This is a genomic window from Piscinibacter sp. (assembly GCF_047600445.1).
Lineage (GTDB): Bacteria > Pseudomonadota > Gammaproteobacteria > Burkholderiales > Burkholderiaceae_C > Piscinibacter.
Genome location: NZ_JASGKT010000002.1, coordinates 2,887,696 through 2,911,047, shown reverse-complemented (window position 1 = coordinate 2,911,047; position 23,352 = coordinate 2,887,696). Strand labels below are relative to the sequence as shown.

23 protein-coding genes are annotated in these 23,352 nt (G+C 70.8%); 13 read left to right on the top strand and 10 right to left on the bottom strand.

The genetic code is table 11. From position 1 onward, the window contains the following. Positions 1-27: 27 nt before the first annotated feature. From soxB to soxC, 7 genes are all read right to left on the bottom strand, one after another. A complete protein-coding gene (gene soxB / locus QM792_RS17790; RefSeq protein WP_415151432.1) occupies positions 28-1,755 on the bottom strand; it encodes a thiosulfohydrolase SoxB in 1,728 nt (575 codons plus the stop codon). A gap of 60 nt (positions 1,756-1,815) precedes the next feature. Beyond that, the gene (gene soxX / locus QM792_RS17785) at positions 1,816-2,457 is read right to left on the bottom strand and encodes a sulfur oxidation c-type cytochrome SoxX (protein ID WP_415151431.1); all 642 of its coding nucleotides are present in this window, start codon (positions 2,455-2,457) and stop codon (positions 1,816-1,818) included. A 7-nt stretch (positions 2,458-2,464) separates the two neighbouring features. After that, positions 2,465-3,259, bottom strand: a complete 795-nt coding sequence (gene soxA, locus QM792_RS17780; protein WP_415151430.1) for a sulfur oxidation c-type cytochrome SoxA — start codon at positions 3,257-3,259, stop codon at positions 2,465-2,467. A 13-nt stretch (positions 3,260-3,272) separates the two neighbouring features. Continuing rightward, positions 3,273-3,584, bottom strand: a complete 312-nt coding sequence (gene soxZ / locus QM792_RS17775) for a thiosulfate oxidation carrier complex protein SoxZ (protein ID WP_415151429.1) — start codon at positions 3,582-3,584, stop codon at positions 3,273-3,275. A 99-nt stretch (positions 3,585-3,683) separates the two neighbouring features. After that, the gene (soxY, locus tag QM792_RS17770; RefSeq protein ID WP_415151428.1) at positions 3,684-4,142 is read right to left on the bottom strand and encodes a thiosulfate oxidation carrier protein SoxY; all 459 of its coding nucleotides are present in this window, start codon (positions 4,140-4,142) and stop codon (positions 3,684-3,686) included. A gap of 75 nt (positions 4,143-4,217) precedes the next feature. Continuing rightward, complete coding sequence (locus QM792_RS17765; protein WP_415151427.1) at positions 4,218-5,339, bottom strand: c-type cytochrome; 1,122 nt, start codon at positions 5,337-5,339, stop codon at positions 4,218-4,220. Further along, positions 5,323-6,699, bottom strand: coding sequence for a sulfite dehydrogenase (gene soxC / locus QM792_RS17760; protein WP_415151426.1), 1,377 nt, complete (start codon positions 6,697-6,699; stop codon positions 5,323-5,325). Before soxC ends, QM792_RS17765 begins: the two co-directional genes overlap by 17 nt. A gap of 180 nt (positions 6,700-6,879) precedes the next feature. Here soxC and QM792_RS17755 point away from each other — a divergent pair, with 180 nt between their 5' ends. The 5 genes from QM792_RS17755 (at position 6,880) to QM792_RS17735 (ending at position 13,545) form a co-directional block, all read left to right on the top strand. Continuing rightward, positions 6,880-7,779 (top strand): SDR family NAD(P)-dependent oxidoreductase, encoded by a 900-nt coding sequence (locus QM792_RS17755; RefSeq protein WP_415151425.1) that lies wholly within the window; start codon positions 6,880-6,882, stop codon positions 7,777-7,779. Between the two features lie 69 nt (positions 7,780-7,848). After that, a complete protein-coding gene (yajC, locus tag QM792_RS17750) occupies positions 7,849-8,181 on the top strand; it encodes a preprotein translocase subunit YajC (protein ID WP_415151424.1) in 333 nt (110 codons plus the stop codon). Positions 8,182-8,253: 72 nt separating this feature from the next. Continuing rightward, complete coding sequence (gene secD, locus QM792_RS17745) at positions 8,254-10,143, top strand: protein translocase subunit SecD (protein ID WP_415151423.1); 1,890 nt, start codon at positions 8,254-8,256, stop codon at positions 10,141-10,143. Between the two features lie 12 nt (positions 10,144-10,155). Then, positions 10,156-11,190: a protein translocase subunit SecF gene (gene secF, locus QM792_RS17740; RefSeq protein ID WP_415151422.1), complete on the top strand. Its 1,035-nt coding sequence runs from the start codon at positions 10,156-10,158 to the stop codon at positions 11,188-11,190. Between the two features lie 54 nt (positions 11,191-11,244). Next, complete coding sequence (locus tag QM792_RS17735; RefSeq protein ID WP_415151421.1) at positions 11,245-13,545, top strand: DUF1631 family protein; 2,301 nt, start codon at positions 11,245-11,247, stop codon at positions 13,543-13,545. Positions 13,546-13,643: 98 nt separating this feature from the next. Here the strand turns inward: QM792_RS17735 and QM792_RS17730 are convergent, their stop codons facing one another. Genes QM792_RS17730 through QM792_RS17720 form a run of 3 tightly spaced genes read right to left on the bottom strand, consistent with a single transcriptional unit; the run spans position 13,644 to position 16,361 of the window. Next, positions 13,644-14,096 carry a DUF494 family protein gene (locus QM792_RS17730; protein ID WP_415151420.1) on the bottom strand — a complete coding sequence of 151 codons (453 nt, stop codon included), beginning with the start codon at positions 14,094-14,096 and terminating at the stop codon, positions 13,644-13,646. Between the two features lie 23 nt (positions 14,097-14,119). After that, a complete protein-coding gene (gene dprA / locus QM792_RS17725; protein ID WP_415151661.1) occupies positions 14,120-15,175 on the bottom strand; it encodes a DNA-processing protein DprA in 1,056 nt (351 codons plus the stop codon). Positions 15,176-15,188: 13 nt separating this feature from the next. Further along, on the bottom strand, positions 15,189-16,361 hold the full coding sequence (locus QM792_RS17720) for a LysM peptidoglycan-binding domain-containing protein (protein ID WP_415151419.1): 1,173 nt from the start codon (positions 16,359-16,361) through the stop codon (positions 15,189-15,191). Between the two features lie 237 nt (positions 16,362-16,598). On the opposite strand from QM792_RS17720, the gene def reads away from it, so the two are divergent. The 8 genes from def (at position 16,599) to pyk (ending at position 23,248) form a co-directional block, all read left to right on the top strand. Next, on the top strand, positions 16,599-17,111 hold the full coding sequence (gene def / locus QM792_RS17715; RefSeq protein ID WP_415151418.1) for a peptide deformylase: 513 nt from the start codon (positions 16,599-16,601) through the stop codon (positions 17,109-17,111). 5 nt (positions 17,112-17,116) lie between these two features. After that, on the top strand, positions 17,117-18,076 hold the full coding sequence (gene fmt / locus QM792_RS17710) for a methionyl-tRNA formyltransferase (RefSeq protein WP_415151660.1): 960 nt from the start codon (positions 17,117-17,119) through the stop codon (positions 18,074-18,076). Positions 18,077-18,172: 96 nt separating this feature from the next. Continuing rightward, positions 18,173-19,021, top strand: coding sequence for a zinc metalloprotease HtpX (gene htpX / locus QM792_RS17705; protein WP_415151417.1), 849 nt, complete (start codon positions 18,173-18,175; stop codon positions 19,019-19,021). Between the two features lie 58 nt (positions 19,022-19,079). Next, positions 19,080-19,445: a hypothetical protein gene (locus QM792_RS17700; RefSeq protein ID WP_415151416.1), complete on the top strand. Its 366-nt coding sequence runs from the start codon at positions 19,080-19,082 to the stop codon at positions 19,443-19,445. A gap of 31 nt (positions 19,446-19,476) precedes the next feature. Then, positions 19,477-20,205, top strand: a complete 729-nt coding sequence (locus tag QM792_RS17695) for an AzlC family ABC transporter permease (RefSeq protein ID WP_415151415.1) — start codon at positions 19,477-19,479, stop codon at positions 20,203-20,205. Then, the gene (locus tag QM792_RS17690; RefSeq protein ID WP_415151414.1) at positions 20,202-20,540 is read left to right on the top strand and encodes an AzlD domain-containing protein; all 339 of its coding nucleotides are present in this window, start codon (positions 20,202-20,204) and stop codon (positions 20,538-20,540) included. The genes QM792_RS17695 and QM792_RS17690 overlap by 4 nt, the downstream gene beginning before the upstream one ends. Before the next feature lie 46 nt (positions 20,541-20,586). Beyond that, the gene (locus QM792_RS17685; RefSeq protein WP_415151413.1) at positions 20,587-21,777 is read left to right on the top strand and encodes a phosphoglycerate kinase; all 1,191 of its coding nucleotides are present in this window, start codon (positions 20,587-20,589) and stop codon (positions 21,775-21,777) included. 40 nt (positions 21,778-21,817) lie between these two features. Continuing rightward, entirely contained in the window at positions 21,818-23,248 is a 1,431-nt protein-coding gene (gene pyk / locus QM792_RS17680; RefSeq protein ID WP_415151412.1) for a pyruvate kinase, read from the top strand. The last annotated feature ends 104 nt before the right edge of the window (positions 23,249-23,352 follow it).

The following is a 23,352-nucleotide window of genomic DNA, read 5'->3' as shown; positions in this document are numbered from 1 at the left end:
CCAGGTCTCCTCGTGGTGGAAATGACGTCAGGCGATGCCCGGGTTGCCCTGCACGCCGATCAGCCGCGGCGTGTTGATGCGGCGCGGCGCGACGCGGCCCTTGGCCTTGAGCCACTGCTCGACCACGTCCCACACCTGCTTGTTGCCGGCGCTGCGCGCTTCCTCGGCCACCGGCGCCCAGCCGGCCACCTTGTAGGCCTTGGCCGCGTCGACGGGCTGGCCGCCCAGGCGCATGTCGGTGATGCGCGCGCCCATCTTCGCGCCCGGCTCGATCGCGTAGCTCAGGCCGCCGACGCGCACCATGTCGCCGCCCTGCTGGTAGTACGGGTCGGGGTTGAAGAGGTTGTCGGCCACGTCTTCCAGGATGGTCTTGATCGTCTCGCCGCTCATCTCGGTGACGGTGGCGTAGGAGTAGGTGGTGGCGAGCTGGTCCATCATCAGCTCGCGCGTGATCGCCTCGCCCGGCAGCAGCGAGGTGCCCCAGCGGAAGCCCGGCGAGAAGGCGATGGGCGCGTCCTGCACCTCCATCAGCGCGTCGCAGACGAGCTGGTCCCAGCTTCCGTTGAAGTTGCCGCGCCGGTACAGCGTGCCGTCGGTGACCGCCAGCGTCTCGGCCAGCTTCGCCTCGTAGGGCGCGCGGATGCGGGCGATCAGCGCGGCCATGTCCTTGTCGGGGCGGATCTGGTCGGCGAACACCGGCAGCAGCGTGTAGCGGAAGTCGGCCACCTTGCCGCTCTTCACGTCGAAGTCGATCACGCCGAGGAACTTGCCGTTGCTGCCGGCGTTGGTGACGATGGTCGTGCCGCCGGCGTTCTTCACCAGCACCGGCACCGGCATGCCGTCGTGCGTGTGGCCGCCGAGGATGGCGTCGACGCCGCGCACGCGCGAGGCCATCTTCAGGTCGACGTCCATGCCGTTGTGCGACAGCACCACCACCACCTGCGCGCCCTTGCCGCGCGCCTCGTCGACCATCTTCTGCAGGTTGTCGTCCTGGATGCCGAAGCTCCAGTCGGCCACCATGTAGCGCGGGTTGGCGATCGGCGTGTAGGGGAAGGCCTGGCCGATGATCGCCACCGGCACGCCGTTGATGGTCTTGACGACGTAGGGCTCGAACACCGGGTCGCCGAAGTCGGTGGTCTTGACGTTCTGGGCGACGAAGTCGACCTTCCCGGCGAAGTCCTTCTCGACGATCTGCTTGACCCGCTCCATGCCGTAGGTGAACTCCCAGTGCCCGGTCATCACGTCGACGCCGAGCAGCTTGCAGGCGTCGACCATGTCCTGCGCGTTGGTCCACAGCGAGGTGGCCGAGCCCTGCCAGGTATCGCCGCCGTCGAGCAGCAGCGCGCCGGGGCGGCCCGCCTTCAGGCGCTTGACCAGCGTGGCCAGCTCGGCGAAGCCGCCGACCTTGCCGTAGCGCTTCGAGGCGGTCTCGAAGTCGATGTAGGTGTAGGCGTGCGCCTGCCGCGTGGCGGGGCGCAGCCCGGCCTTCTTCAGCAGGTGCTCGCCCACGAGGTGCGGCAGCTCGCCGGCCATGCTGCCGAGGCCGAGGTTGACGCTCGGCTCGCGGAAGCGGATCGGCAGCAGTTGCGCATGGCAGTCCGTCATGTGCAGCAGCGAGACGTTGCCGAAGCGCGGCAGCTCGTAGAGCGCCTGCTCGGCGCCGGCGGCGTCGGCCTGCGCATGGCGGGCCAGCCCCATGCCGGCCACGCCGGCGGCACCCAGCACTTGCAGGAACTCGCGCTTGCTCAAACTCATGATAAGTATCGACTTATGTTTTGGTGATCAAAAAGCCCGCGCGGGCGGGCTTCTCGGTGCTCACTGGTTGACGGGCGAGCGCGGGTCGAGCAGCAACGCCATCACGTGACGGAGCTGGTTCTCGTCGAGCAGGTTCATGTGGCCGAAGCGCGGCATGTTGGAGCAGGCCGCGTAGGCCTTGCCGTTCCACAGCTTGCCCCAGGTGTATTGCACGATCGCGGCGCTGGCCGGGTCGGCCACGTCCTTCACGCCGCGCAGCTTGCCGTAGTTCCACAGGCTCGGGCCGATGGTGCCGAAGGAGATCTCCTTCTTGTCGATCTCGTGGCAGTTGTAGCAGTTGGCGCCGTTGGCCTTGGGCTCGGCGGAGGCGTCGGTCCAGGTCATGCCGCGGCCGCTCTGGGCGAGCTTCTCGCCCTCGCGCCAGTCGCCGAGGTAGCGGCCGTCGGCCGGCCAGCGGATGCTGGCCAGCGCCTCGGCCTCGATGCGCTTGGCCACGGCCTCGGGCGGCGGCCGGTCGGACGAGCAGGCTTTCTGGCCCAGGTCCTGGTCGAGCCGGCTGGCCTTGGCGATGCCCTGGTCGCGGAACGAGGCCTTCATGATCTGCGTGGTGAGCTGGTCGAGCTCGGCGCTGGAAGGCGTGGTGGCGCAGCTCGCGGCGAGCAGGCAGGCGCCGAGCAGGGGGGCGAGGGTGTGCTTCTTCATCGTCGTCTCAGCGCTTGATGGACGGGGCGATCGACTCTGCGCCGCGGGCGTTCACGCCCATGAAGACGCCGAGCGCGATGGTGGGCTCGCTGCCGAAGCCCGGGTAGGGGAAGCGCTGCTGGCGGTAGCAGTCGTTCAGGCGCAGCTGCATGCTCCACATCTGGCCGTTGCTGACGCGGTAGGCCGGCCACGCCGCGAAGCCGATGCCGTCGCCGGGGTTCTTGGTCAGGTTGGGCAGCTCCTGCAGGCGGATGCGCTTGCCGTCCTCGCCGTGGCAGGAAGCGCACGAGAAGTCCATCGGCCCGGCGCGGTAGAAGAACACGCGCTTGCCGATCTCGTAGGCGGTCTTCTCGGCGGCGTGGCCCTGCGGCAGCGCGAAGCGCATGCCGCGCGACTCGGCCGCGACCCAGGTGGCCAGCGCGGTGAGGTTGACCTGCTCGCCGCGGCCGAACGGCGTCTTGGCGATCTCGGCGGCGCTGAAGCCCTGCAGCGTCTCCATGCAGGTGGCCAGGCGGGTCTCCAGGTCCTGCACCTTGCCGGTGTCGGCGAAGTAGCGCGGCAGCTCGACGAACACGCCCTTGACGACGCCCGGGCCCTTGCCGAGGTCGCACTGTTCGAGCGAGGCGTTCTTCGGGCCGCGCTTCTGCTTCCACAGCGCCTCGCCCTTCGCCTCGAAGAGATCGGCCGGGTTGCCGTCGGCGAGCATCGCGCGGTATTCGGCGATGCCGTCGGCGGCGCTTTTCTGCGCGAGGGCGGCCGTCGCGGCGGCCGCCAGGGCGGTGGCAAGGAGCAGGCGTCGCATGGGTGGGGGCCTTTTAGCTGACGGTGGCTTCGTCGGTGCGGGTGTCGCCCCGGTTGTCCTTCCAGCTCACGACGATCTTGTCGCCGGCCTTGGCGCCCTTGATCGTGAACTGCAGGAACGGGTTCTTCGCCACCGACGGGCCCCACTGCGCCGTCATCACCGGCTTGCCGTTGTGCGTGGCGGTGACTTCCTGGATGAACCAGGCGGGGATCGTCTTGCCGGCCGCGTCCTTGCGCTGGCCGGTTTCCATCTCGTGGCTCATCAGCACGCGCACGGTGGTCTTGTCGCCTTGGGCCTGGGCGCGGATGCGCATCGGGTCTGCCATGTGTCTATCTCCTATTCGTTTGTCCAGCCCGCGGGCTTGCAAGCCCGCGGTCGTTCGGCAGGCGCGAAGACGTGCGCGGGCACGTCTTCACGTCCGGCCTCACCCACCGCAGCCACCCAGGGTGACCTTGATTTCCTTGACGGCGTACAGCACCTTGTTGTCGCCGGTGATCGCCACCGCGAACACGTTGGACGACTGGCCCATCTTCACGCGCGTGGAGATGTTGGGCTCGACGGCGTCGGTGACGTCGAACACCGCCGCCAGCATGTTGGGGTTCTTCTCGACCAGCAGCAGCAGGCGCTTGACGCCCGGCAGCGTGGTGGCCGCGCCCACCGGCACCACGGCGCCGTTCTCGGCGATGTCGGGGCCGGTGATGGTGACGTCCTTGCTCTCGGCGGGGGCGCTGGTGCCCAGCGCCTTCGTCAGCTCGGCCATGGTCTTGGCCTCGAAGGCCGGCTGCGACCATTCGGCCCGCGCCGCCTGCGGCAGCAGGCCCAGGCCGGCCAGCGCGGCGGCGACGGACGCGGAACGCGCCAGCATGTCTCGACGGGTTTGCATGTGTTCTCCTGTGGGTTCGACGGATCTTAGGAATCGTTGCGGCATGGCGCTATTGGAGGATCTGCGGAGGCCCCGCTACTTCCCCGCGCCTTCGGCCAGCCATCGGGCGATGGATTGTGCGTCGGCTTCGGCGAGGCTTTGCGGCGGCATGGGTATCGCGCCCCACACGCCGCTGCCGCCGGCGCGGATCTTGCCGGCGAGGTAGGCCGCCGCGTCGGCCCGGCCGGCGTACTTGGCCGCCACCTCGCGGAAGCTCGGGCCGATCAGCTTGCTCTCGACCGCATGGCAGGCCGTGCAGGCGTGCTTGGCCAGCAGGCCCTGCACCGCCGGTGCCTCGGGCTTGGCGGCTGGCGCCGCCGCAGGCGCGGCCGGCGCGGCGCCGGGCGGGCGCGTGGTGTCCGCGCCGTGCTGCGCGCCGACGATGCGGTTCTGCTCGGCGAGGTTGCCGTGCGCGTTGCGCGCGAAGTCGGGCAGGAACGAGGCCACCTTGGCCTCGACGCCGCAGTTCTTCATGCAGTTCGAGCCCTGCACGTCGGGCTTGCGCGGCTTGCCGCCGGGCCACATCGCATGGTCGGCGCTCATGCCGTTGCGGTTCGGCAGCCGCGCCTGGGCCTCGGCCATGGTCGCGTCGCTGAGCACGAAGTCGTCGGGCACGATGCCGCCGAGGTTGAGCAGGAAGGCGGTGACGGCGTAGACCTCGTCGGGCGAGAGCGACTTCGGCGCCGTCCACGGCATCGCGCGGTGGATGTAGTCCCACAGCGTCGAGAGCGTCGGCACCTTCATCAGCGTGGTGCGGCCGGGGTAGGCGGGGTCGGTCAGGCGCGCGACGCGGCCGCTCTTCACGTCCTCGGCCGTCGTGCCGCCGACCAGCGGCGAGAAGGTCGAGTTCGATTCGCCGAACACGCCGTGGCACGACTCGCACTTGGTTTCCCAGATGGCCTGCCCCTCGCTCACCGAGCCCTTGCCGCGCGGCAGGCCCTTGAAGTCGGGGCGCACGTCGATGTCCCAGGCCGCGACTTCCTTGGGCGTGGCCTCGCGGCCGATGCCGGGGAAGCTGGCCTGTTGCGCGCCGACCGTGGTGGCGAAGAGCCATGCCGCGACGAAGAGGTGGGTCCGGCGCCGGGCCGCCCCAAGCCGGACGGCGCCCCTCGGGGGCAGGAGCGAAGCGACTGGGGGGCGGTCATGAGAGCTGGACATTCTTCACCTCCCCGCTTTCCTGCACCAGCCACGACTGGATCGAGTTGTTGTGGTAGATTGAGCGCGTGCCGCGCACCGCGCGGTTCTGGCGGTAGGTAGGCTGCACGTGGCCGCTCTCGTCGGTGGCGCGGCTCTGCACGATGGCGGGCCGGCCGTCCCACACCCAGTCGATGTTGAAGCGCGTCAGGCACTTGGGCAGCACCGGCCCTTCGAGGCGCGCCGCGCGCCAGTTGCGCCCGCCGTCGACCGACACGTCGACCCGCGTGATCTTGCCGCGTCCCGACCAGGCCAGCCCCGAGACGTTGTAGAAGCCGCGGTCGAGCAGCACCTGCCCGCCCGAGGGCGTGGTGACCACGCTCTTGACCTCCTGCGTGCTGGTGTACTGGCGGTGCCGGCCGTCGGGCATCAGGTCGACGTAGTGGATCGCCTCGTCCTTCGCGCCGTAGGGCTTGTCGCCCACCTCGATGCGACGCAGGTACTTCACCCAGCTCACGCCCTGCACGCCCGGCACCACCAGGCGCAGCGGGTAGCCGTTCTCGGGGCGCAGCATCTCGCCGTTCTGGCCGTAGGCCACCAGCACCTCGCCCGACTCCACCAGTTCCATCGGCAGGGTGCGCGTCATCGAGGAGCCGTCGGCGCCCTCGCCGAGCACGTAGCGGGCGCGCTTGTAGTCGACGCCGGCCATGTCGAACAGCACGCGCAGCGGCACGCCGGTGAACTCGCTGCACGAGATCATGCCGTGTGTGTACTGCACCGTCGGCACGGCGACGTTGCCCCACTCCATGCCGGTGTTGGCGCCGCACTCGATGAAGTGGAAGCGCGACACCGAGGGCAGCCGCATGATCTCGTCCATCGTCAGGACGAGGTTCTTCTTCATCAGCGAGGGGTCGGAGCCGTTGAGCATCAGGCGGTGCCTGGACGGGTCGATGTCCCACCAGCCCTGGTGGTGGCGCTCGAAGTGCAGCCCGGCCGGCGTGACGATGCCGAACAGCGACTGCAGCGGCGCGAACGACACCGAGGCCTGCGCGGTCTGCGTCAGGCCCGGGCTGGGGCGGCGCTGCACGTTGGCCTCGTACTTCGACGGCTTGCCGTAGCCGTCGGTGGCCACCGGCTGGCCCAGGCCCTTGCTGTGCTCGGGCAGTTCGAGGATGTTCGGGTCGCCGCCGGAGGCCGGCACCGGGTTGGACTGCGCCATGGCCAGCGGCGCCGCCGCGCCGGCCGCCGCGGCGGCGAAGGCGCTGCGGATGAAGTCGCGCCGGCCCTGGCGGGCCTCGGCGAAGACCTTGCCGACGCCGGTCTTGTCGATGAAGCCTTCCGGTGCGCGTTGCAGCCGGCCGGCGTGGCGAGGATCGGATTCCACGAGGGCTCCAGGGGGAAGGTTGACGAATCTGTATATAAGAAAGTACGGATATTAAGCTGGATCAAGCAAATGCCCCCCCGGGGAAACGCGAAGGCGCCGCTTCGTCATCGAGTCGGCCCGCGCCGGCAGGCGGACTGTGCAAAATGCGCCCCGAGTGAATCCCCGAGAGAAAGGATCCGTGTGAGCATTCGATTCGACGGCCAGGTGGCCATCGTCACCGGCGCGGGCGGTGGCCTGGGCCGGCAGCACGCGCTGGCGCTGGCGGCGCGCGGCGCCAAGGTGGTGGTCAACGACTTCGGCCGCGCGGCCGAGGGCCAGACGCTGACGGCCGCCGAGGCGGTGGTGCGCGAGATCGAGGCCGGCGGCGGCACCGCGGTGGTCAACGCCGCGTCGGTCACCGACGCGCAGGGCGTGGCCGCGATGGTGGCCGAAACGGTGCAGCGCTGGGGCCGCATCGACATCCTGGTCAACAACGCCGGCATCCTGCGCGACAAGACCTTCGCCAAGATGGACCTGGCCGACTTCCGCCTCGTGCTCGACGTGCACCTGATGGGCGCGGTCAACTGCACGCACGCGGTGTGGCCGGTGATGCGCGCGCAGAAGTACGGCCGCATCGTGATGACGACCTCGTCGTCGGGCCTGTACGGCAACTTCGGCCAGAGCAACTACGGCGCGGCCAAGATGGCGCTGGTCGGCCTGATGCAGACGCTGGCGCTGGAAGGCGAGAAGGACGGCATCCGCGTCAACTGCCTGGCGCCCACCGCGGCCACGCGCATGACCGAGGGGCTGCTGCCGCCGGCGGTGCTGGCCAGGCTGGCGCCGGAGGCGGTGACGCCGGGGCTGCTGCACCTGGTCTCGCGGGACGCGCCGACGCGCGCCATCCTGTGCGCCGGCGCCGGCACCTTCGAGCGCGCCCACGTCACGCTGACACGCGGCGTGCACGTCGGCACCGGGCCGGACGCCGCCGAGCAGGTGGCGGCGCGCTTCGACCAGATCTCGGACCGCGACGGCGAAACCGTGCCCGGCAGCGGCAGCGAGCAGGGCAGCAACGAGGTGGCCCGGGCTTTGCAAGGCAACTGAGGGGCGGGCCCGTACAATCTTCGGGTTTTGCCCCCGGTGTTGCGGGGGCCTCCACCCGAGGACTCACCCGTGTTCATTTCCCAAGCCTTCGCGCAGGCCCCCGCGCCGGCCGCCGCGCCCGAGTCGTTCATGGGCAGCCTGGGCAGCATGCTGCCGCTGCTGCTGATGTTCGTGGTGCTCTACTTCGTGATGATCCGCCCGCAGATGAAGCGGCAGAAGGAGCACAAGGCGATGATCGACGCGCTCGCCAAGGGCGACGAGGTGGTCGTCGGCGGCGGCCTGATCGGCCGCGTCGCCAAGCTCGGCGACAGCATCGTGCACGTCGAGGTCGCCAGCGGCGTCGAGCTCCAGGTGCAGCGCACGGCCATCGTGCAGGTGCTGCCCAAGGGCACCTTCAAGTAACCCGGCCGCCGCGCCGCGCGCCGGCACCCGCGCCGCGCGGGCGGCGTGCGCGAGGCCGGCAAGGAAGCCGCCATGAACCGCTATCCCCTGTGGAAGTACGCGATCCTGCTGGTCGCGCTGGTCGTCGGGACGATCTACACGCTGCCGAACTTCTTCGGCGAGGCGCCGGCCGTGCAGGTCAGCAGCGCCAAGGCGACGCTGAAGGTCGACGCCGCGCTGGTGCCGCGCGTGCAGCAGGCCATCCAGGCCGCCGGCATCGAGGCCGACTTCGTGCAGCTCGACGGCAGCTCGGTGCGCGCGCGCTTCCAGACCACCGACACGCAGCTCAAGGCCAAGGACGCGATCGACCGGGCGCTCAACACCGAGCCCGCCGATCCGAGCTACATCGTCGCGCTGAACCTGCTGTCGCGTTCGCCGTACTGGCTCACCGCGCTGCACGCGCTGCCGATGTACCTCGGCCTCGACCTGCGCGGCGGCGTGCACTTCCTGATGCAGGTGGACATGAAGGCGGCGCTGACCAAGCGCGCCGAGGCGCTGACCGGCGACATCCGCACGCTGCTGCGCGACAAGAACCTGCGCCACGCCGGCATCGCGCGCGACGGCAACAACGTCGACATCCGCTTCCGCGACCGCGAGACGCTGGCCGCGGCGCGCGCGCTGCTGGCCGACCAACTGCCCGACCTCACCTGGAGCGACGCGCCCGACGGCAGCGACTTCAAGCTCGCCGGCGTGCTCAAGCCCGAGGCGATGCGCAAGGCGCAGGAGACCGCGGTCAAGCAGAACATCACCACGCTGCACAACCGCGTCAACGAGCTGGGCGTGGCCGAGCCGGTGATCCAGCAGCAGGGCGCCGACCGCGTCGTCGTGCAGCTCCCGGGCGTGCAGGACACCGCCAAGGCCAAGGACATCATCGGCCGCACCGCGACGCTGGAGGTGCGCATGGTCGAGGACAGCGCCGAGGCCGCCGCCGCGGCGGCCGGCAGCGGCCCGGTGCCCTTCGGCACCGAGCGCTACGTCGAGCGCGGCGGCTCGCCGCTGATCCTCAAGCGCCAGGTCATCCTGACCGGCGAGAACCTCGTCGACGCGCAGGCCGGCTTCGACAGCCAGACCCAGGAGCCCACCGTCAACCTGACGCTGGACGCCAAGGGCGCGCGCATCTTCCGCGACATCACGCGCGAGAACGTCGGCAAGCGCATGGCCATCCTGCTGTTCGAGAAGGGCAAGGGCGAGGTCGTCACCGCGCCGGTGATCCGCAGCGAGATCGGCGGCGGGCGCGTGCAGATCTCCGGGCGCATGACCACGGTGGAGGCCAACGACACCGCGCTGCTGCTGCGCTCGGGCTCGCTGGCCGCGCCGATGGAGATCATCGAGGAGCGCACCATCGGCCCCAGCCTGGGCGCCGAGAACATCGCCAAGGGCTTCAACAGCGTGTTGTACGGCTTCGCGGCGATCGGCCTGTTCATGTGCGTCTACTACATGCTGTTCGGCGTGTTCTCGACGCTGGCGCTGGCCTTCAACGTGCTGCTGCTGATCGCGCTGCTGTCGATGCTGCAGGCGACGCTGACGCTGCCCGGCATCGCCGCCATCGCGCTGGCGCTGGGCATGGCGATCGACGCCAACGTGCTGATCAACGAGCGTGTGCGCGAGGAGCTGCGCGGCGGCGCCTCGCCGCAGACGGCGATCAGCGCCGGCTACGAGCGCGCCTGGGCGACCATCCTCGACTCCAACGTCACCACGCTGATCGCCGGCCTGGCGCTGCTGGCCTTCGGCTCCGGCCCGGTGCGCGGCTTCGCGATCGTGCACTGCCTGGGCATCCTGACCTCGATGTTCTCGGCGGTGATGTTCTCGCGCGGCCTGGTCAACCTCTGGTACGGCCGCCAGAAGAAGCTCAAGAGCGTGTCGATCGGCCAGGTGTGGAAGCCCGCGCCCGAAGTCGGCGGCGAACCGGCGGCCAAGGCCTGAGGAGGCACGAGCATGGAATTCTTCCGCATCCGCCGCGACATCCCGTTCATGCGCCACGCGCTGGTGCTGAACGTGATCTCCATCATCACCTTCCTGGCCGCGGTGTTCTTCATCGCCACGCGCGGGCTGCACCTGTCGATCGAGTTCACCGGCGGCACCGTCATCGAGGTCGAGTACCCGCAGGCCGCGCCGCTGGAGAAGGTGCGCGAGGCGGTCGACAAGCTGCAGTTCGGCGAGGTGCAGGTGCAGAACTTCGGCACCTCGCGCGACGTGCTGATCCGCCTGCCAGTGCGCGGCGACGTCAAGCAAAGCGAGGTGGTCGGCCGCGTCTTCGACGCGCTGTGCGTCGCCGAGGGCGCCAAGGCCGGCACCGTGCAGTCCACCACCGACAAGGGCGAGGCGGTCAGCAAGGTGGTGTGCGCCGGCGTCGGCGGCGCCGAGCCGGTCAAGCTCAAGCGCAGCGAGTTCGTCGGCCCGTCGGTCGGCTCCGAGCTGGCGCGCGACGGCGCCTACGCGCTGCTGGCCACCGTGGCCGGCATCATGCTGTACCTCGCGGTGCGCTTCGAGTGGAAGTTCTCGGTGGCCGGCATCGTCGCCAACCTGCACGACGTGGTCATCATCGTCGGCTTCTTCGCCTTCTTCCAGTGGGAGTTCTCGCTCGCGGTGCTGGCGGCGGTGCTGGCGGTGCTGGGCTACTCGGTCAACGAGTCGGTGGTGATCTTCGACCGCGTGCGCGAGGCCTTCCGCAAGTACCGCAAGATGAATTCGCGCGAGGTCATCGACCATGCCATCACCAGCACCATCAGCCGCACCATCATCACCCACGGCAGCACGCTGATGATGGTGGTGTCGATGTACGTCTTCGGCGGCGCGACGCTGCACTACTTCGCGCTGGCGCTGATGATCGGCATCCTGTTCGGCATCTACTCGTCGGTGTTCGTCGCCGCGGCGATCGCGATGTGGCTGGGCGTCAAGCGTGAGGACTTGGTGCGACAAGGGCCGAAAGAGACCGATCCGGACGACCCCAACGCCGGGGCCGTGGTGTAGAGTCCTTCCGAGACTTTTGTCACCCACGCACCCGACCGAGCCGCAAGCAACCGTATGGCGACCTCGCCTTCGACCTCGTCCGCGCTGGCCCAGCAGGCCCGGCGCGCCTACGTCGAAGGCGCGCTGCGCGGCCTGCCGGCGCTGGTGCAGGCGGTCGAGCGCGGCGCGCGCAACCTCGCCGGCCAGGCCTGCGAGCCGGCGCTGGCGATGAAGCGGCGCGACCTCGTGCTCGACCTGCAGAAGTGCGCCGCGCTCTGGCAGCAGGGCATGGCGTCGATGCTGCGCAGCGGCCTGAACAGCGGCATGGTGTCGGTGTCCAAGCCGGGTGACCTGCCGCAGGCCTCGACGCGCGGCGCCGGCCTGAGCCTGGTCGACGACGACACCATCGAGCACGAGATCCTCAGCTCGCGCCTGGCGCTGGCGATGATGGACCGCGCCTCCTGGGAGTTCAGCGACCTGCGCTCGCGCGTCAACCAGCTCGAGCGCCGCGAGGAGCTCGACCCCAACGACGCGCTGCGCCCGCACGTGCTGGCGCGCATCGCCACCGCCTCGTGGCGCGCCGCCGGCCTGACGCTGGAGTCGTGGCGGCTGCTGCAGACGGTGCTGCACGAGGAGTTCGCGCACTTCGTCGAGGAGGGCTTCCACGAGATCAACACCTGGCTGGTGCAGCGCCGCGTGATGCCCGAGGTCGACCTGCGGCCCTACATCCGGCGCTCGGCCAACTCGGCCTGGGTGGGCTCGCTGGCCTCGGGCGTGCACACGCTGTCGGGCGGCCCGACCACCTCCGGGCACGGCCGCATGGGCGTCGGCGAGGAGACGCGCATGATGACGCGCGTCGGCCCGCTGGCGCGCGGCATGGACCACGCCGAGGCGGTGCTGGTGCGCCTGAACAAGCTGATCGGCCGGCAGTTGCCGGAGTTCGTCGCCACGCAGCAGGCCGCGGCGCCGGCACCCGCATCGCCGGCGCTGCGCGCCGCGATCTCCGATGCGCAGCAGGGCATCGCGCGCCGCCTCGCGCCCGCCTCGGGCGCGCGCACCGGCGCCGGCGTGGTCGTCAGCACGCCGGCGATGCTCGAGGAACTGCACCAGCGCAAGCAGGCGCTCAAGCAGGCCGCGGCGACGCCGGTGGAGCGCGCCACCATCGAGATCGTCGCGCTGCTGTTCCAGAGCATCCTCACCGAGGAGCGCATTCCCGCCGCGGTGCGCGTCTGGTTCGCGCGGCTGCAGATGCCGGTGCTGCGCGTGGCGGTGAGCGAGCCCGACTTCTTCGCGACGGTCGACCACCCGGCGCGCAAGCTGATCGACCGCATGGGCGCCTGCGTGATGGGCTTCGACGCCACCGGGCGCGCCGTCGCCGAGCTGCTCGAGAAGGAGATCAAGCGCGTCGTGCAGGTGGTCGAGGCCTACCCCGACACCGGTCGGCGCGTCTTCCAGACCGTGCTGACCGAGTTCGAGAAGTTCCTCGAGCACTACTTCAAGAACGCCAACGAGGCCTCGCGCAAGGGCGTGTCGCTGGCGCAGCAGGTCGAGCAGCGCGAGACGATGGCGATCCAGTACACCATCGAGCTGCGCAAGATGCTCAACGAGGTGCCGGTGCAGGAGGGCGTGCGCGAGTTCCTGTTCCAGGTCTGGGCCGACGTGATGGCGATGACCGCCGTCAAGTCGGGCGGCGCGCAGAGCGAGCACGCCAAGGCGATGAAGCGCGCCGCCGCCGACCTGATCTGGTCGGCCAGCGCCAAGGTGTCGCGCGAGGAGCGCGCCGAGGTGCTGCGCCGCCTGCCGCCGCTGCTCAAGACGCTGCGCGAGGGCATGGAGCACGCCGGCGTGCCGCCCGACAAGCAGGACGAGCACATCCACAAGCTCAACAACTCGCTGGCCGCGGCCTTCACCGCCAAGGCGGCGGTGATCCCGCACGAGCGGCTAGAGGAGCTGATGGGCCGCCTGGAGACGCTCGAGGAACTGCTGCCCGAGGCGGCCGACGTCGAGATCGACGAGTCGATGGTGCTCGACCTGTCGGGCCACGAAAGCTCCGAGCTGGAGGTGGTGGGCGAGGGCGGCTCGATGCCGACGCCGGCGATGGTGGCCTGGGCGCGCGAGCTGCAGGTGGGCAGTTGGTACATGCTCGACTACCGCGGCCGCAACGAGCAGGTGCAGCTCGCCTGGCAGGGGCTGCGCAAGCAGCTCACGCTGTTCGTCTCGCCGCAGGGGCGCGGCATCCTGTTCCAGCAGCACCGGCTGGCGGCCTTCCTGCAGGCCGGCCTGCTGGTGCCGGCGCAGGAGGAGTCGCTGACCGTCAAGGCCACGCGCAACGCGCTGGCCAAGCTCGACGTCGACCCGAGCCGCCTGTTGAATTGACGATCCCCCGTAGCGCCTGCGGAGCCGGTTCCGCGGCGACTGCTTGACGCGAAACCGTTCGGCCTGAGCCTGTCGAAGGGCGGCGCGCGAGGCGCAGCTCAGTGGATCAGGCGTTCCTCGGGCGCGACGAACAGTTCGTCGAGGATCAGCGCGTCGGGCTCTTCGCCCAGGCTCCAGAAGACCATCAGCACGATGATCTTCAGGTCTTCCAGGTCGAGCGGGCCGCCGCTGATCGCGCTGGCGCGGTCGATCACCATCTCGCGCATCGGCGGCGGCAGCACGCCGGCCGATTCGAGGAAGCTGATGAAGCCGATCGACTCCTCGCCCAGGTGCTCCTGCTCCTGCGGCGTGTAGACGCGCAGCGCCTCGGCGCGCTGCGTGCCGACGTAGGCCTGCGAGGCGTCGGCCAGGCCGTCGAGCCAGCGCAGCGCCTCCTGGATCTCGTCCGATTCGAAGCCCACCGAGCTGAGCTTGCGCGCGAGCTGCTCGTGGTCGGGACACGCATCGGGCCGCCAGTAGTTTTCGTACAGGTACACGAGCACGTCGAACATGGTGGACCCACTATACCCCAGGGTCAGGCGCGGGCGATGCGCTGGAAGCGCTGTCCGGGCAGGCGCTCGACGCGCCCGGCCAGCTCCAGTTCGAGCAGCCGGGCCGACAGCTCGGCGGCGCCGGTGCCGGTGCGCGCGATCAGCTCGTCCAGGCCGATCGGGTCGTGGCCCATCGCGTCGAGCAGCGGGTCGGGCTTGTCGGGCGCTTCGATGGGCGCTTCGACCGGTGCGGCCTCGGCCGGCGCGGGCGTGCCGAGCTCCTCCAGCACGTCCTGCGCCGTCTCGACCAGCTTGGCGCCCTGCTTGAGCAGCGCGTGGCAGCCCTTGGACTGCGGCGCGTGGATCGAGCCGGGAATCGCGAACACCTCGCGGCCGGCATCGGCCGCCAGCCGCGCGGTGATCAGCGAGCCCGATTGCAGCGTCGCCTCGACCACCAGCGTGCCGCGCGCCAGCGCGGCGATGATGCGGTTGCGCCGCGGGAAGTTCTCGGGCAGCGGCGGCGTGCCGAGCGCGAACTCGCCGACGATCAGGCCCTCGGCGGCGATGCGCCCGGCCAGCGCGGCGTGGCGGCGCGGATAGACCTGGTCGAGCCCGGTGCCGACCACCGCGATCGTGCCGCCGCGCGTGCCCAGCGCGCCCTCGTGCGCTGCGGCGTCTATGCCCAGCGCGAGGCCGGAGACGATGGCCAGGCCGCCCGCGCCCAGGTGCGCCGCGAAGGCGCGCGCGTTCTCGCGCCCCTGCGCGCTGGCGTGGCGGCTGCCGACGATGGCCAGCGCGGGCGCGTTCAGCAGCTCGAGCCGGCCGGCGGCGTACAGCAGCAGCGGCGGGTCGGGGCTTTCGAGCAGGGCGCGCGGATAGTCCGCGTCACCGAGCGCGACGACGTGGTGCGCCGCGTCGCGGGCCAGCCAGGCCTGCGTCGTGTCGACCAGCGCGGCGAGGTGTTCGGGCGCTTCGGGCGAGGCGCGCCGCGCGGCGGCCTGCGGCGAGCCGTGCGCCGCGAGCAGCCGGCGCGCCGTGGCGCGGCCGACGCCGGGGGTTTCGATCAGCCGCAGCCAGGCGGCCAGCTCGTCGGCGTCGATGCCGCGACCCGCGTCAGGGCTGGGTGAAGCGGTCGCCGGCCTTGACGGGCTGCTGCACGCGCAGGATCAGCGCGTACGACATGCGGTCGAAGACGCGGAACACGAACAGCGTGCCGTGGCGCTCGTCGGGCAGCTTGATGGTCGGGCGCGCCGCGTCGGTCTTGTCGATCACGCGCTCGCCGGCGCTCCACAGCGCCAGCACGTGTCCGCGCTCGACGCCGTCGGCCGAACCCTTGTTGAGCGCGACGATCTGGTTCTGGCCCGCCGTCAGCCCCTCGCCGTAGATCGAGACGATGTGGCCCGACAGCTCGCCCTGCGGCGCGTGCGGCGCGTAGTTGCTGTACTCGCGCGCCGGCGCCGGCGCGAGCCGGTCGCCCACGCCGGCTTCCAGCCGGGCGGAGGTGATCGAGAAGGTGGCCGGCACGATCTCGGGCTTGCCGTCGGCGCCGTTGCGCATCTCGCCGGGGCGCACGTATTCGGCCGCGCCGACGTAGGTGGCCTCGTAGCCCAGCACTTCCTTGGTGATCGGGTCGCGCAGCGGCTTGGGCTCGCGGAAGATGCGGTATTCGCGCTGCGCCGGGATCTCGCCGCGCACGTAGGCGAGTTCGCCCTTGCCGAGCACGACGCGGCCTTCCTGCGCGCCGACGATGCGCGGCGCCGTCTCCAGCTCGTTGGCCGGGAAGATCACCGCTTCGTTCAGGAAGGGCTCGATGAGGTGGAACGGGATCGACGGGATCGCGCCGTCGCCGATGCCGGTGGAGCGCATGCGCGGCGAGAGCTTGACCGTGCCGTCCGGCCCGAGCGCCTGGCCGACGCGCAGGCGGGCGCGGCCGCCGCTCTTGTCGAGGTAGAGAACCTGGCCGGGGTAGATCAGGTGCGGGTTGCGGATCTGGTCGAGGTTCATGCCCCACAGCTCCGGCCAGCGCCACGGCGACTTCAGGAACAGGCTGGAGATGCCCCACAGCGTGTCGCCGCGCTTGATGGTGTAGGAGTCGGGCGCGTTGGGCGCCAGCTCCGACAGCGGCACGCCGGCTTGCGCCACCTGCTGCGCGGTGCTGCGCTGCTGCGGCGTCACCGGGTAGTTCACCGCCGAGGCCGACGCGGCGAACAGCAGGGCACCGAGGGCTGTCGTGCCGAGCGCTGCGGCCCGGCGGACAGGGGAGGCGATGGGCTGGCGACGCATCATGGGGGCGGTTCTCCGGTGCGCGTGGGCATGTCCAGCGCGCGCTAGGGTTGCTTGCCGAGGCGTTCCGCGAGCGGGCCACCTTCGGCGAAAATGCTCATATGGTTTCGAAGATTCTGCCTCTAAACCCTTGATATCGCAACGAAACCGGGCCGCTGCGGCGCGCAGCGTGAGGCCTGTCACGGACCGCCTCGTTGTGCGCGCTCCACAAAGACCTGCGGCAGAATCGACTGGATACAAATGGCTCGACTGAACATCCTCCGCTACCCCGATCCGCGCCTGCACACCGTCGCCAAGCCGGTGGTGCAGGTGGACGAGCGCATCCGCCGGCTGGTCGACGACATGCTCGAGACCATGTACGACGCCGAGGGCGTCGGCCTGGCGGCGACGCAGGTCGACGTGCACGAGCGCGTGATCGTCATCGACACCTCGGAAGAGCGCAACCGGCCGCGCGTGCTGATCAACCCCGAGCTGACCTGGCGCAGCGAGGAGATGCACGTCGGCGACGAAGGCTGCCTGTCGGTGCCGGCGATCTACGACAAGGTCGAGCGCCATGCGCGCGTGCGCGTGCGCGCGCTCGGCCGCGACGGCCAGCCGCACGAGTTCGACGCCGAGGGCCTGCTGGCGGTGTGCGTGCAGCACGAGATGGACCACCTGATGGGCAAGGTGTTCGTCGAATACCTCAGCCCGCTCAAGCGCGAACGCATCAAGACCAAGATGCTGAAGAAGTCGCGCGACGAGGTGCGCGCCTGAAGACCCTGCGCGTGGCCTTTGCCGGCACGCCGGAGTTCGCCGCCGTCGCGCTGGCGCGGCTGCACGCCGCCGGCCTCGACATCCCGCTGGTGCTGACCCAGCCCGACCGCCCGGCCGGCCGGGGCATGAAGCTGCACGCCTCGCCGGTGAAGGCCTTCGCGCAGGCGCGCGGCATCGCGGTGGCGCAGCCGCGCGGCCTGAAGCTCGACGGCAAGTACCCCGACGACGCCGCGGCGGCGCGCGCGGCGCTCGAAGCGGCGCGCCCCGACGTGATGGTGGTGGCGGCCTACGGCCTGATCCTGCCGCAGTGGGTGCTGACTTTGCCGCGCTTGGGCTGCCTGAACATCCACGCCTCGCTGCTGCCGCGCTGGCGCGGCGCGGCGCCCATCCACCGCGCCATCGAGGCCGGCGACGCGCAAACCGGCATCACCATCATGCAGATGGACGCCGGGCTGGACACCGGCGACATGCTGCTGGCCGAGCGCGAACCGATTCGCGCGGGCGACAGCACCGCCGCGCTGCACGACCGGCTGGCCGCGCTGGGCGGGCGGCTGATCGTCGAGGCGCTGGCGCTCGCGGCCCGCGGCGGCCTGAAGCCGGTGCAGCAGCCGGCCGAGGGCGTGAGCTACGCGCACAAGATCGACAAGTCCGAAGCGGCGATCGACTGGCGGCTGCCGGCCGAGGTCATCGAGCGCCGCCTGCGCGCCTTCGACCCCTTTCCCGGCGCGAGCGCCGTGCTGGGTGGCGAGACGCTCAAGCTGTGGCGCGCCCTGCCCTGCGAGGGCGCGGGCCGCCCCGGCGAGGTGCTGGCCGCCGGCGAGGCGGGCATCGTGGTGGCCTGCGGCAGCGGCGCGCTGCGCCTGACCGAGTTGCAGCGCGCCGGCGGCAAGCGGCTGGCCGCCGCCGCCTTCCTCGCCGGCCACCCCATCGCGCCCGGCGCGTGCTTCGAGCCCAAACCGGAATGAAGGCCGCCAGGACCGGTTGAACTCGTCGCCGCGGGCCGCATCTACGGCTGAGCCCAGGCCCCCCAACGTCCCCAACCCCACGGAGCATCCAAGACCATGTTCAACCTGATGAAGACGGCCATCCTGATGGCGGCCATCACCGCGCTGTTCATGGCCATCGGCGCGATGATGGGCGGGCGCAGCGGCATGTTGATGGCGCTGGGTGTCGCCGTGGCGATGAATTTCTTCAGCTACTGGTTCTCCGACAAGATGGTGCTGAAGATGTACAACGCGCGCGAGGTCGACGAGGCCAGCGCGCCGCAGTTCTACGGCATGGTGCGCGAGCTGGCCGAGCGCGCCCAGTTGCCGATGCCGCGTGTGTACCTGATCGACGAAGCCGCGCCGAACGCCTTCGCCACCGGCCGCAACCCGCAGCACGCCGCGGTGGCGGCCACCACCGGCATCCTGCGCGTGCTCAGCGAGCGCGAACTGCGCGGCGTGATGGCGCACGAGCTGGCGCACGTCAGGCACCGCGACATCCTGATCAGCACCGTCAGCGCGACGATGGCCGGCGCGATCTCGATGCTGGCCAACTTCGCGATGGTTTTCGGCGGGCGCGACAGCGAGGGCCGCCCGGCCAACCCGATCGTCGGCATGCTGGTGATGCTGCTGGCGCCGCTGGCGGCCAGCCTGATCCAGATGGCGATCAGCCGCGCCCGCGAGTTCGAGGCCGACCGCGGCGGCGCCGAGATCTCCGGCGATCCGCACGCGCTCGCCTCGGCGCTGGAGAAGATCCAGGCCTATGCGCGCGGCACGCCGCTGGCGCCGGCCGAGCGCCACCCCGAGACGGCGCAGATGATGATCATGAACCCGCTGTCCGGCGGGGGCTTGCGCGGCCTGTTCTCGACGCACCCGTCGACCGAGGAGCGGGTGCAGCGGCTGCGGGCGATGGGCGGCCCGGCCTGAGCCGGGCGGCTCGCGCTCAAGTCGGCGGCGGGCGCGCCGATAAGGCGCTCAGACCGCCATGAAAAAGCTCATCGTCCCGCTGCTGCTCACGCTCCTCGCCGGCTGCGACATGCTGGGCATCGACTCGCCCGAGAAACTCGCCGCCAACCGCGAGGCCGACGGCAAGGCCATCGGCGGCGCCTGCCGCCATGCCGGCCGCGCGATCGAGGACTGCTACGCGCTGAACCGCAAGGCCGAGCGCGCCGCCGTGTTCGCCGGCTGGCGCGAGATGAACGACTACATGCGCGAGAACAAGATCGACGAGGTGGCGCCGCAGCTCAGCGCCGCCGCGCCCGCGCCGCGCGGCGTCGAGCAAACGCCGGCCGACGACGAGAGCACGCCGGCCAGGGCCGGGGCCAAGGACAAGCCGAAGCGCGAGTCCTGAGCGCGCGCCCGCGAGCGGCGACAATGCGGGGATGACCTCGCTGCGCGAACTGGCCCACGACCCCCATTTCCGCCGCGGCTCGCGCGACATGCTCGACTTCGCGCCCGGCATCGCGGCCTGGGGCCTCGTCACCGGCGTCGCGATGGCCAAGAGCGGCCTGTCGCTGCCGCTGGCGGTGCTGATGTCGCTGACCGTCTACGCCGGCAGCGCGCAGCTCGCCTCGCTGCCGCTGCTGGCCAGCGGCGCGCCGATGTGGGTGATCTGGGCGGCGGCCTTGTGCGTCAACCTGCGCTTCGTGATCTTCAGCGCGCAGTGGCGCCCCTTTCTCGGCCACCTGCCGCGCGCGCGGCGCGTGGCGCTCGGCTACCCGCTGGCCGACCTGAACCTGATCGCCTTCCAGCGCGCCTGGCCCAGCGGCCGGCGCGAGCCGGGGCAGGTGCGCTACATCGTCGGCGGCGCCGCGACGATCTGGCTGTGCTGGCAACTGCCCTCGCTGCTGGGCATCTTCCTGTCCGAAGCGATCCCGACCGAATGGGGCCTGGGTTTCGCCGGCACGCTGGCGATGCTGGGCCTGACCTTCGGCCTGATGCACGACCGCAGCACCTGGACGGCCGCCTTCGTGGCCGGCACGGCGGCGGTGGCGGCCTACGCGCTGCCGCTCAAGCTCAACATCGTGGTCGCGATCGCCGCGGCGGTGGCCGCCGGGCTGATGATGGAACACGCCGAGCGCGCCGGCCGCAGGCTCAGGGGCGGCGCATGACGCACGTCGACAACGCCTGGGGCGCGATCACCATCCTCGGCCTCGCGCTGGTGACGGTGGTCACGCGCGGCTTCTTCCTTTTTCCCGAGCGCGAGGTCAAGATCCCGCAATGGCTGCAGCGCGGCCTGAAGGTGGCGCCGCTGGCGGCGCTGGCCGCCGTCGTGGTGCCGGAGGTGATCATGACGCACGGCGCGCTGATCGCCACCTGGCAGGACGCCCGGCTGCCCGCCGCGCTGGCCGCCACGCTGTACTACGTCTGGCGGCCCGGCGTGCTCGGTCCGCTGCTCGCCGGCCTGGCCGTGTTCCTGCCGCTGCGGTGGTGGTGGGGATGGTGAGCGCGCCGCCACCGGGTTTTCTTGTCGTCAACCATCGAGTTTCATCATGAACGTGCTCCGTTTCAGCGACCTGGTCGCCGCCGGCAAGGTGTCCGGCCAGCGTGTCTTCATCCGTGCCGACCTCAACGTGCCGCAGGACGATGCCGGCAACATCACCGAGGACACCCGCATCCGCGCCAGCGTGCCCTGCGTGGAGATGGCCCTGAAGGCCGGCGCGGCGGTGATGCTCACCTCGCATCTCGGCCGGCCGACCGAAGGCGAGTTCAAGCCGGAGGATTCGCTCGCGCCGGTGGCCGCCCGCCTGGGCGAGCTGCTCGGCCGCGAGGTTCCGCTGGTATCCAATTGGGTCGATGGAGTGCAGGTGGCGCCCGGCCAGGTGGTGATGCTGGAGAACTGCCGGCTCAACAAGGGCGAGAAGAAGAACAACGAGGAACTGGCGCGCAAGATGGCCGCGCTGTGCGACATCTTCGTGCACGACGCCTTCGGCACCGCGCACCGCGCCGAGGCCTCCACCTACGGCATCGCGCAGTTCGCCAAGGTCGCCTGCGCCGGCCCGCTGCTGGCCGCCGAGATCGACGCCATCTCCAAGGCGCTGGCCAACCCGAAGCGCCCGCTGGTGGCCATCGTCGCCGGCTCCAAGGTCAGCACCAAGCTGACCATCCTGCAATCGCTGGCGAAGAACGTCGACCAGCTCATCGTCGGCGGCGGCATCGCCAACACCTTCATGCTCGCCGCCGGCCTGCCGATCGGCAACAGCCTGGCCGAGAAGGACCTGGTGGGCGACGCCAAGGCGGTGATCGAGGCGATGAAGGCGCGCGGCGCCGCGGTGCCGATCCCGGTCGACGTGGTCACGGCCAAGGAATTCAAGGCCGACGCGAAGGCGACCGTGAAGGCCGTCGCCGACGTGGCCGCCGACGACCTGATCCTCGACATCGGCCCGCAGACCGCCGCGCAGCTCGCCGGCATGCTGGCAGCCGCCGGCACCATCGTCTGGAACGGCCCGGTCGGCGTGTTCGAGTTCGACGCCTTCGCCAAGGGCACCGAGACCATCGCGCGCGCCATCGCCGCGAGCCAGGCCTTCAGCATCGCCGGCGGCGGCGACACGCTGGCCGCCATCGCCAAGTACGGCATCGACAAGCAGGTGGGCTACATCTCCACCGGCGGCGGCGCCTTCCTCGAGGTGCTGGAGGGCAAGACGCTGCCCGCCTTCGAGATCCTGGCCAAGCGCGCGCAGTAATCCCCGCCATCCCGTCCACGACCCGTTCACGAGAGACCCCATGCCCCGCGCCACCAAGATCGTCGCCACGCTCGGCCCCGCGTCCAGTTCGCCCGAGGTGCTGGAGCGCATGATGCGCGCCGGGGTCGACGTGGTGCGGCTGAACTTCTCGCACGGCAAGGCGCAGGACCACATCGAGCGCGCCGCGCTGGTGCGCGAGGTGGCGGCACGCGCCGGCAAGGAGGTCGCGATCATGGCCGACCTGCAGGGCCCGAAGATCCGCGTCGGCAAGTTCGACGGCGGCTCGACGCTGCTGCAGCCCGGCCAGCGCTTCGTGCTCGACGCGGCCACCAGCGCTTTGGGCAACCACGAGCGCGTCGGCCTCGACTACAAGGACCTGCCGCGCGACGTGAAGCCCGGTGACACGCTGCTGCTCAACGACGGGCTGATCCGGCTCGCGGTCGAGGCGGTGCGCGGCGAGGAGGTGCTGACCACCGTGGTGGTCGGCGGCGAGCTGTCGAACAACAAGGGCATCAACAAGGCCGGCGGCGGGCTGACCGCGCCGGCGCTGACCGCCAAGGACATGGAGGACATCCGCACCGCGATGTCGTTCCAGTGCGAGTACCTGGCGGTGAGCTTCCCGAAGAACGCCACCGACATGGAGATGGCGCGCCAGCTCGCCAACGTGGCCGGCGAGCCGTGGCGCCACAAGCCGGCGATGATCGCCAAGATCGAGCGCAGCGAGGCGGTGCCCGTGCTCGACCAGATCCTCAAGGCGAGCGACGGCATCATGGTCGCGCGCGGCGACCTCGCGGTGGAGGTCGGCAACGCCGCGGTGCCGGCGCTGCAGAAGCGCATGATCCGCATGGCGCGCGAGATGGACAAGGTGGTCATCACCGCGACGCAGATGATGGAGTCGATGATCGTCAACCCGGTGCCCACGCGCGCCGAGGTCAGCGACGTGGCCAACGCGGTGCTCGACGGCACCGACGCGGTGATGCTCAGCGCCGAGACGGCCGCCGGCAAGTACCCGGTGGAGACGATCACGCAGATGGCCGCGATCGCGCTCGAGGCCGAGGCCGCCGAGGACGTGACCATCGAGACCGACTTCACCAACAAGAAGTTCGGCCGCATCGACCAGTCGATCGCGATGGGCGCGCTGTTCACGGCGCACCACCTCGGCTGCAAGGCCATCCTGGCGCTGACCGAATCGGGTTCGACCGCGCTGTGGATGAGCCGGCACAACGTCAAGGTGCCGATCTTCGGCCTGACCACGCAGCTCGTGTCGCAGCGCAAGATGACGCTGTACCGCAACGTGCGCCCGCTGCTGATGCCCTCGCACACCGACCGCGACCAGGCGCTCGCGGCGGCCGAGAAGCTGCTGGTCGAGCGCGGCGTGCTGCGCCCGGGCGACACCTACGCGATCACCTGCGGCGAGCCGATGGGCTACCCGGGCGGCACCAACATGCTGAAAGTCTGCCGCGTGGCATAGATGGAATCCCCCCGGAAGCGCCTTCGGCGCCTCCCCCCAGGGGGCACCGCCAGCGGCCCGGCAGAGCCGGTTCCGCGGCGGTCGCTGGATCGGCGTGGATTCAT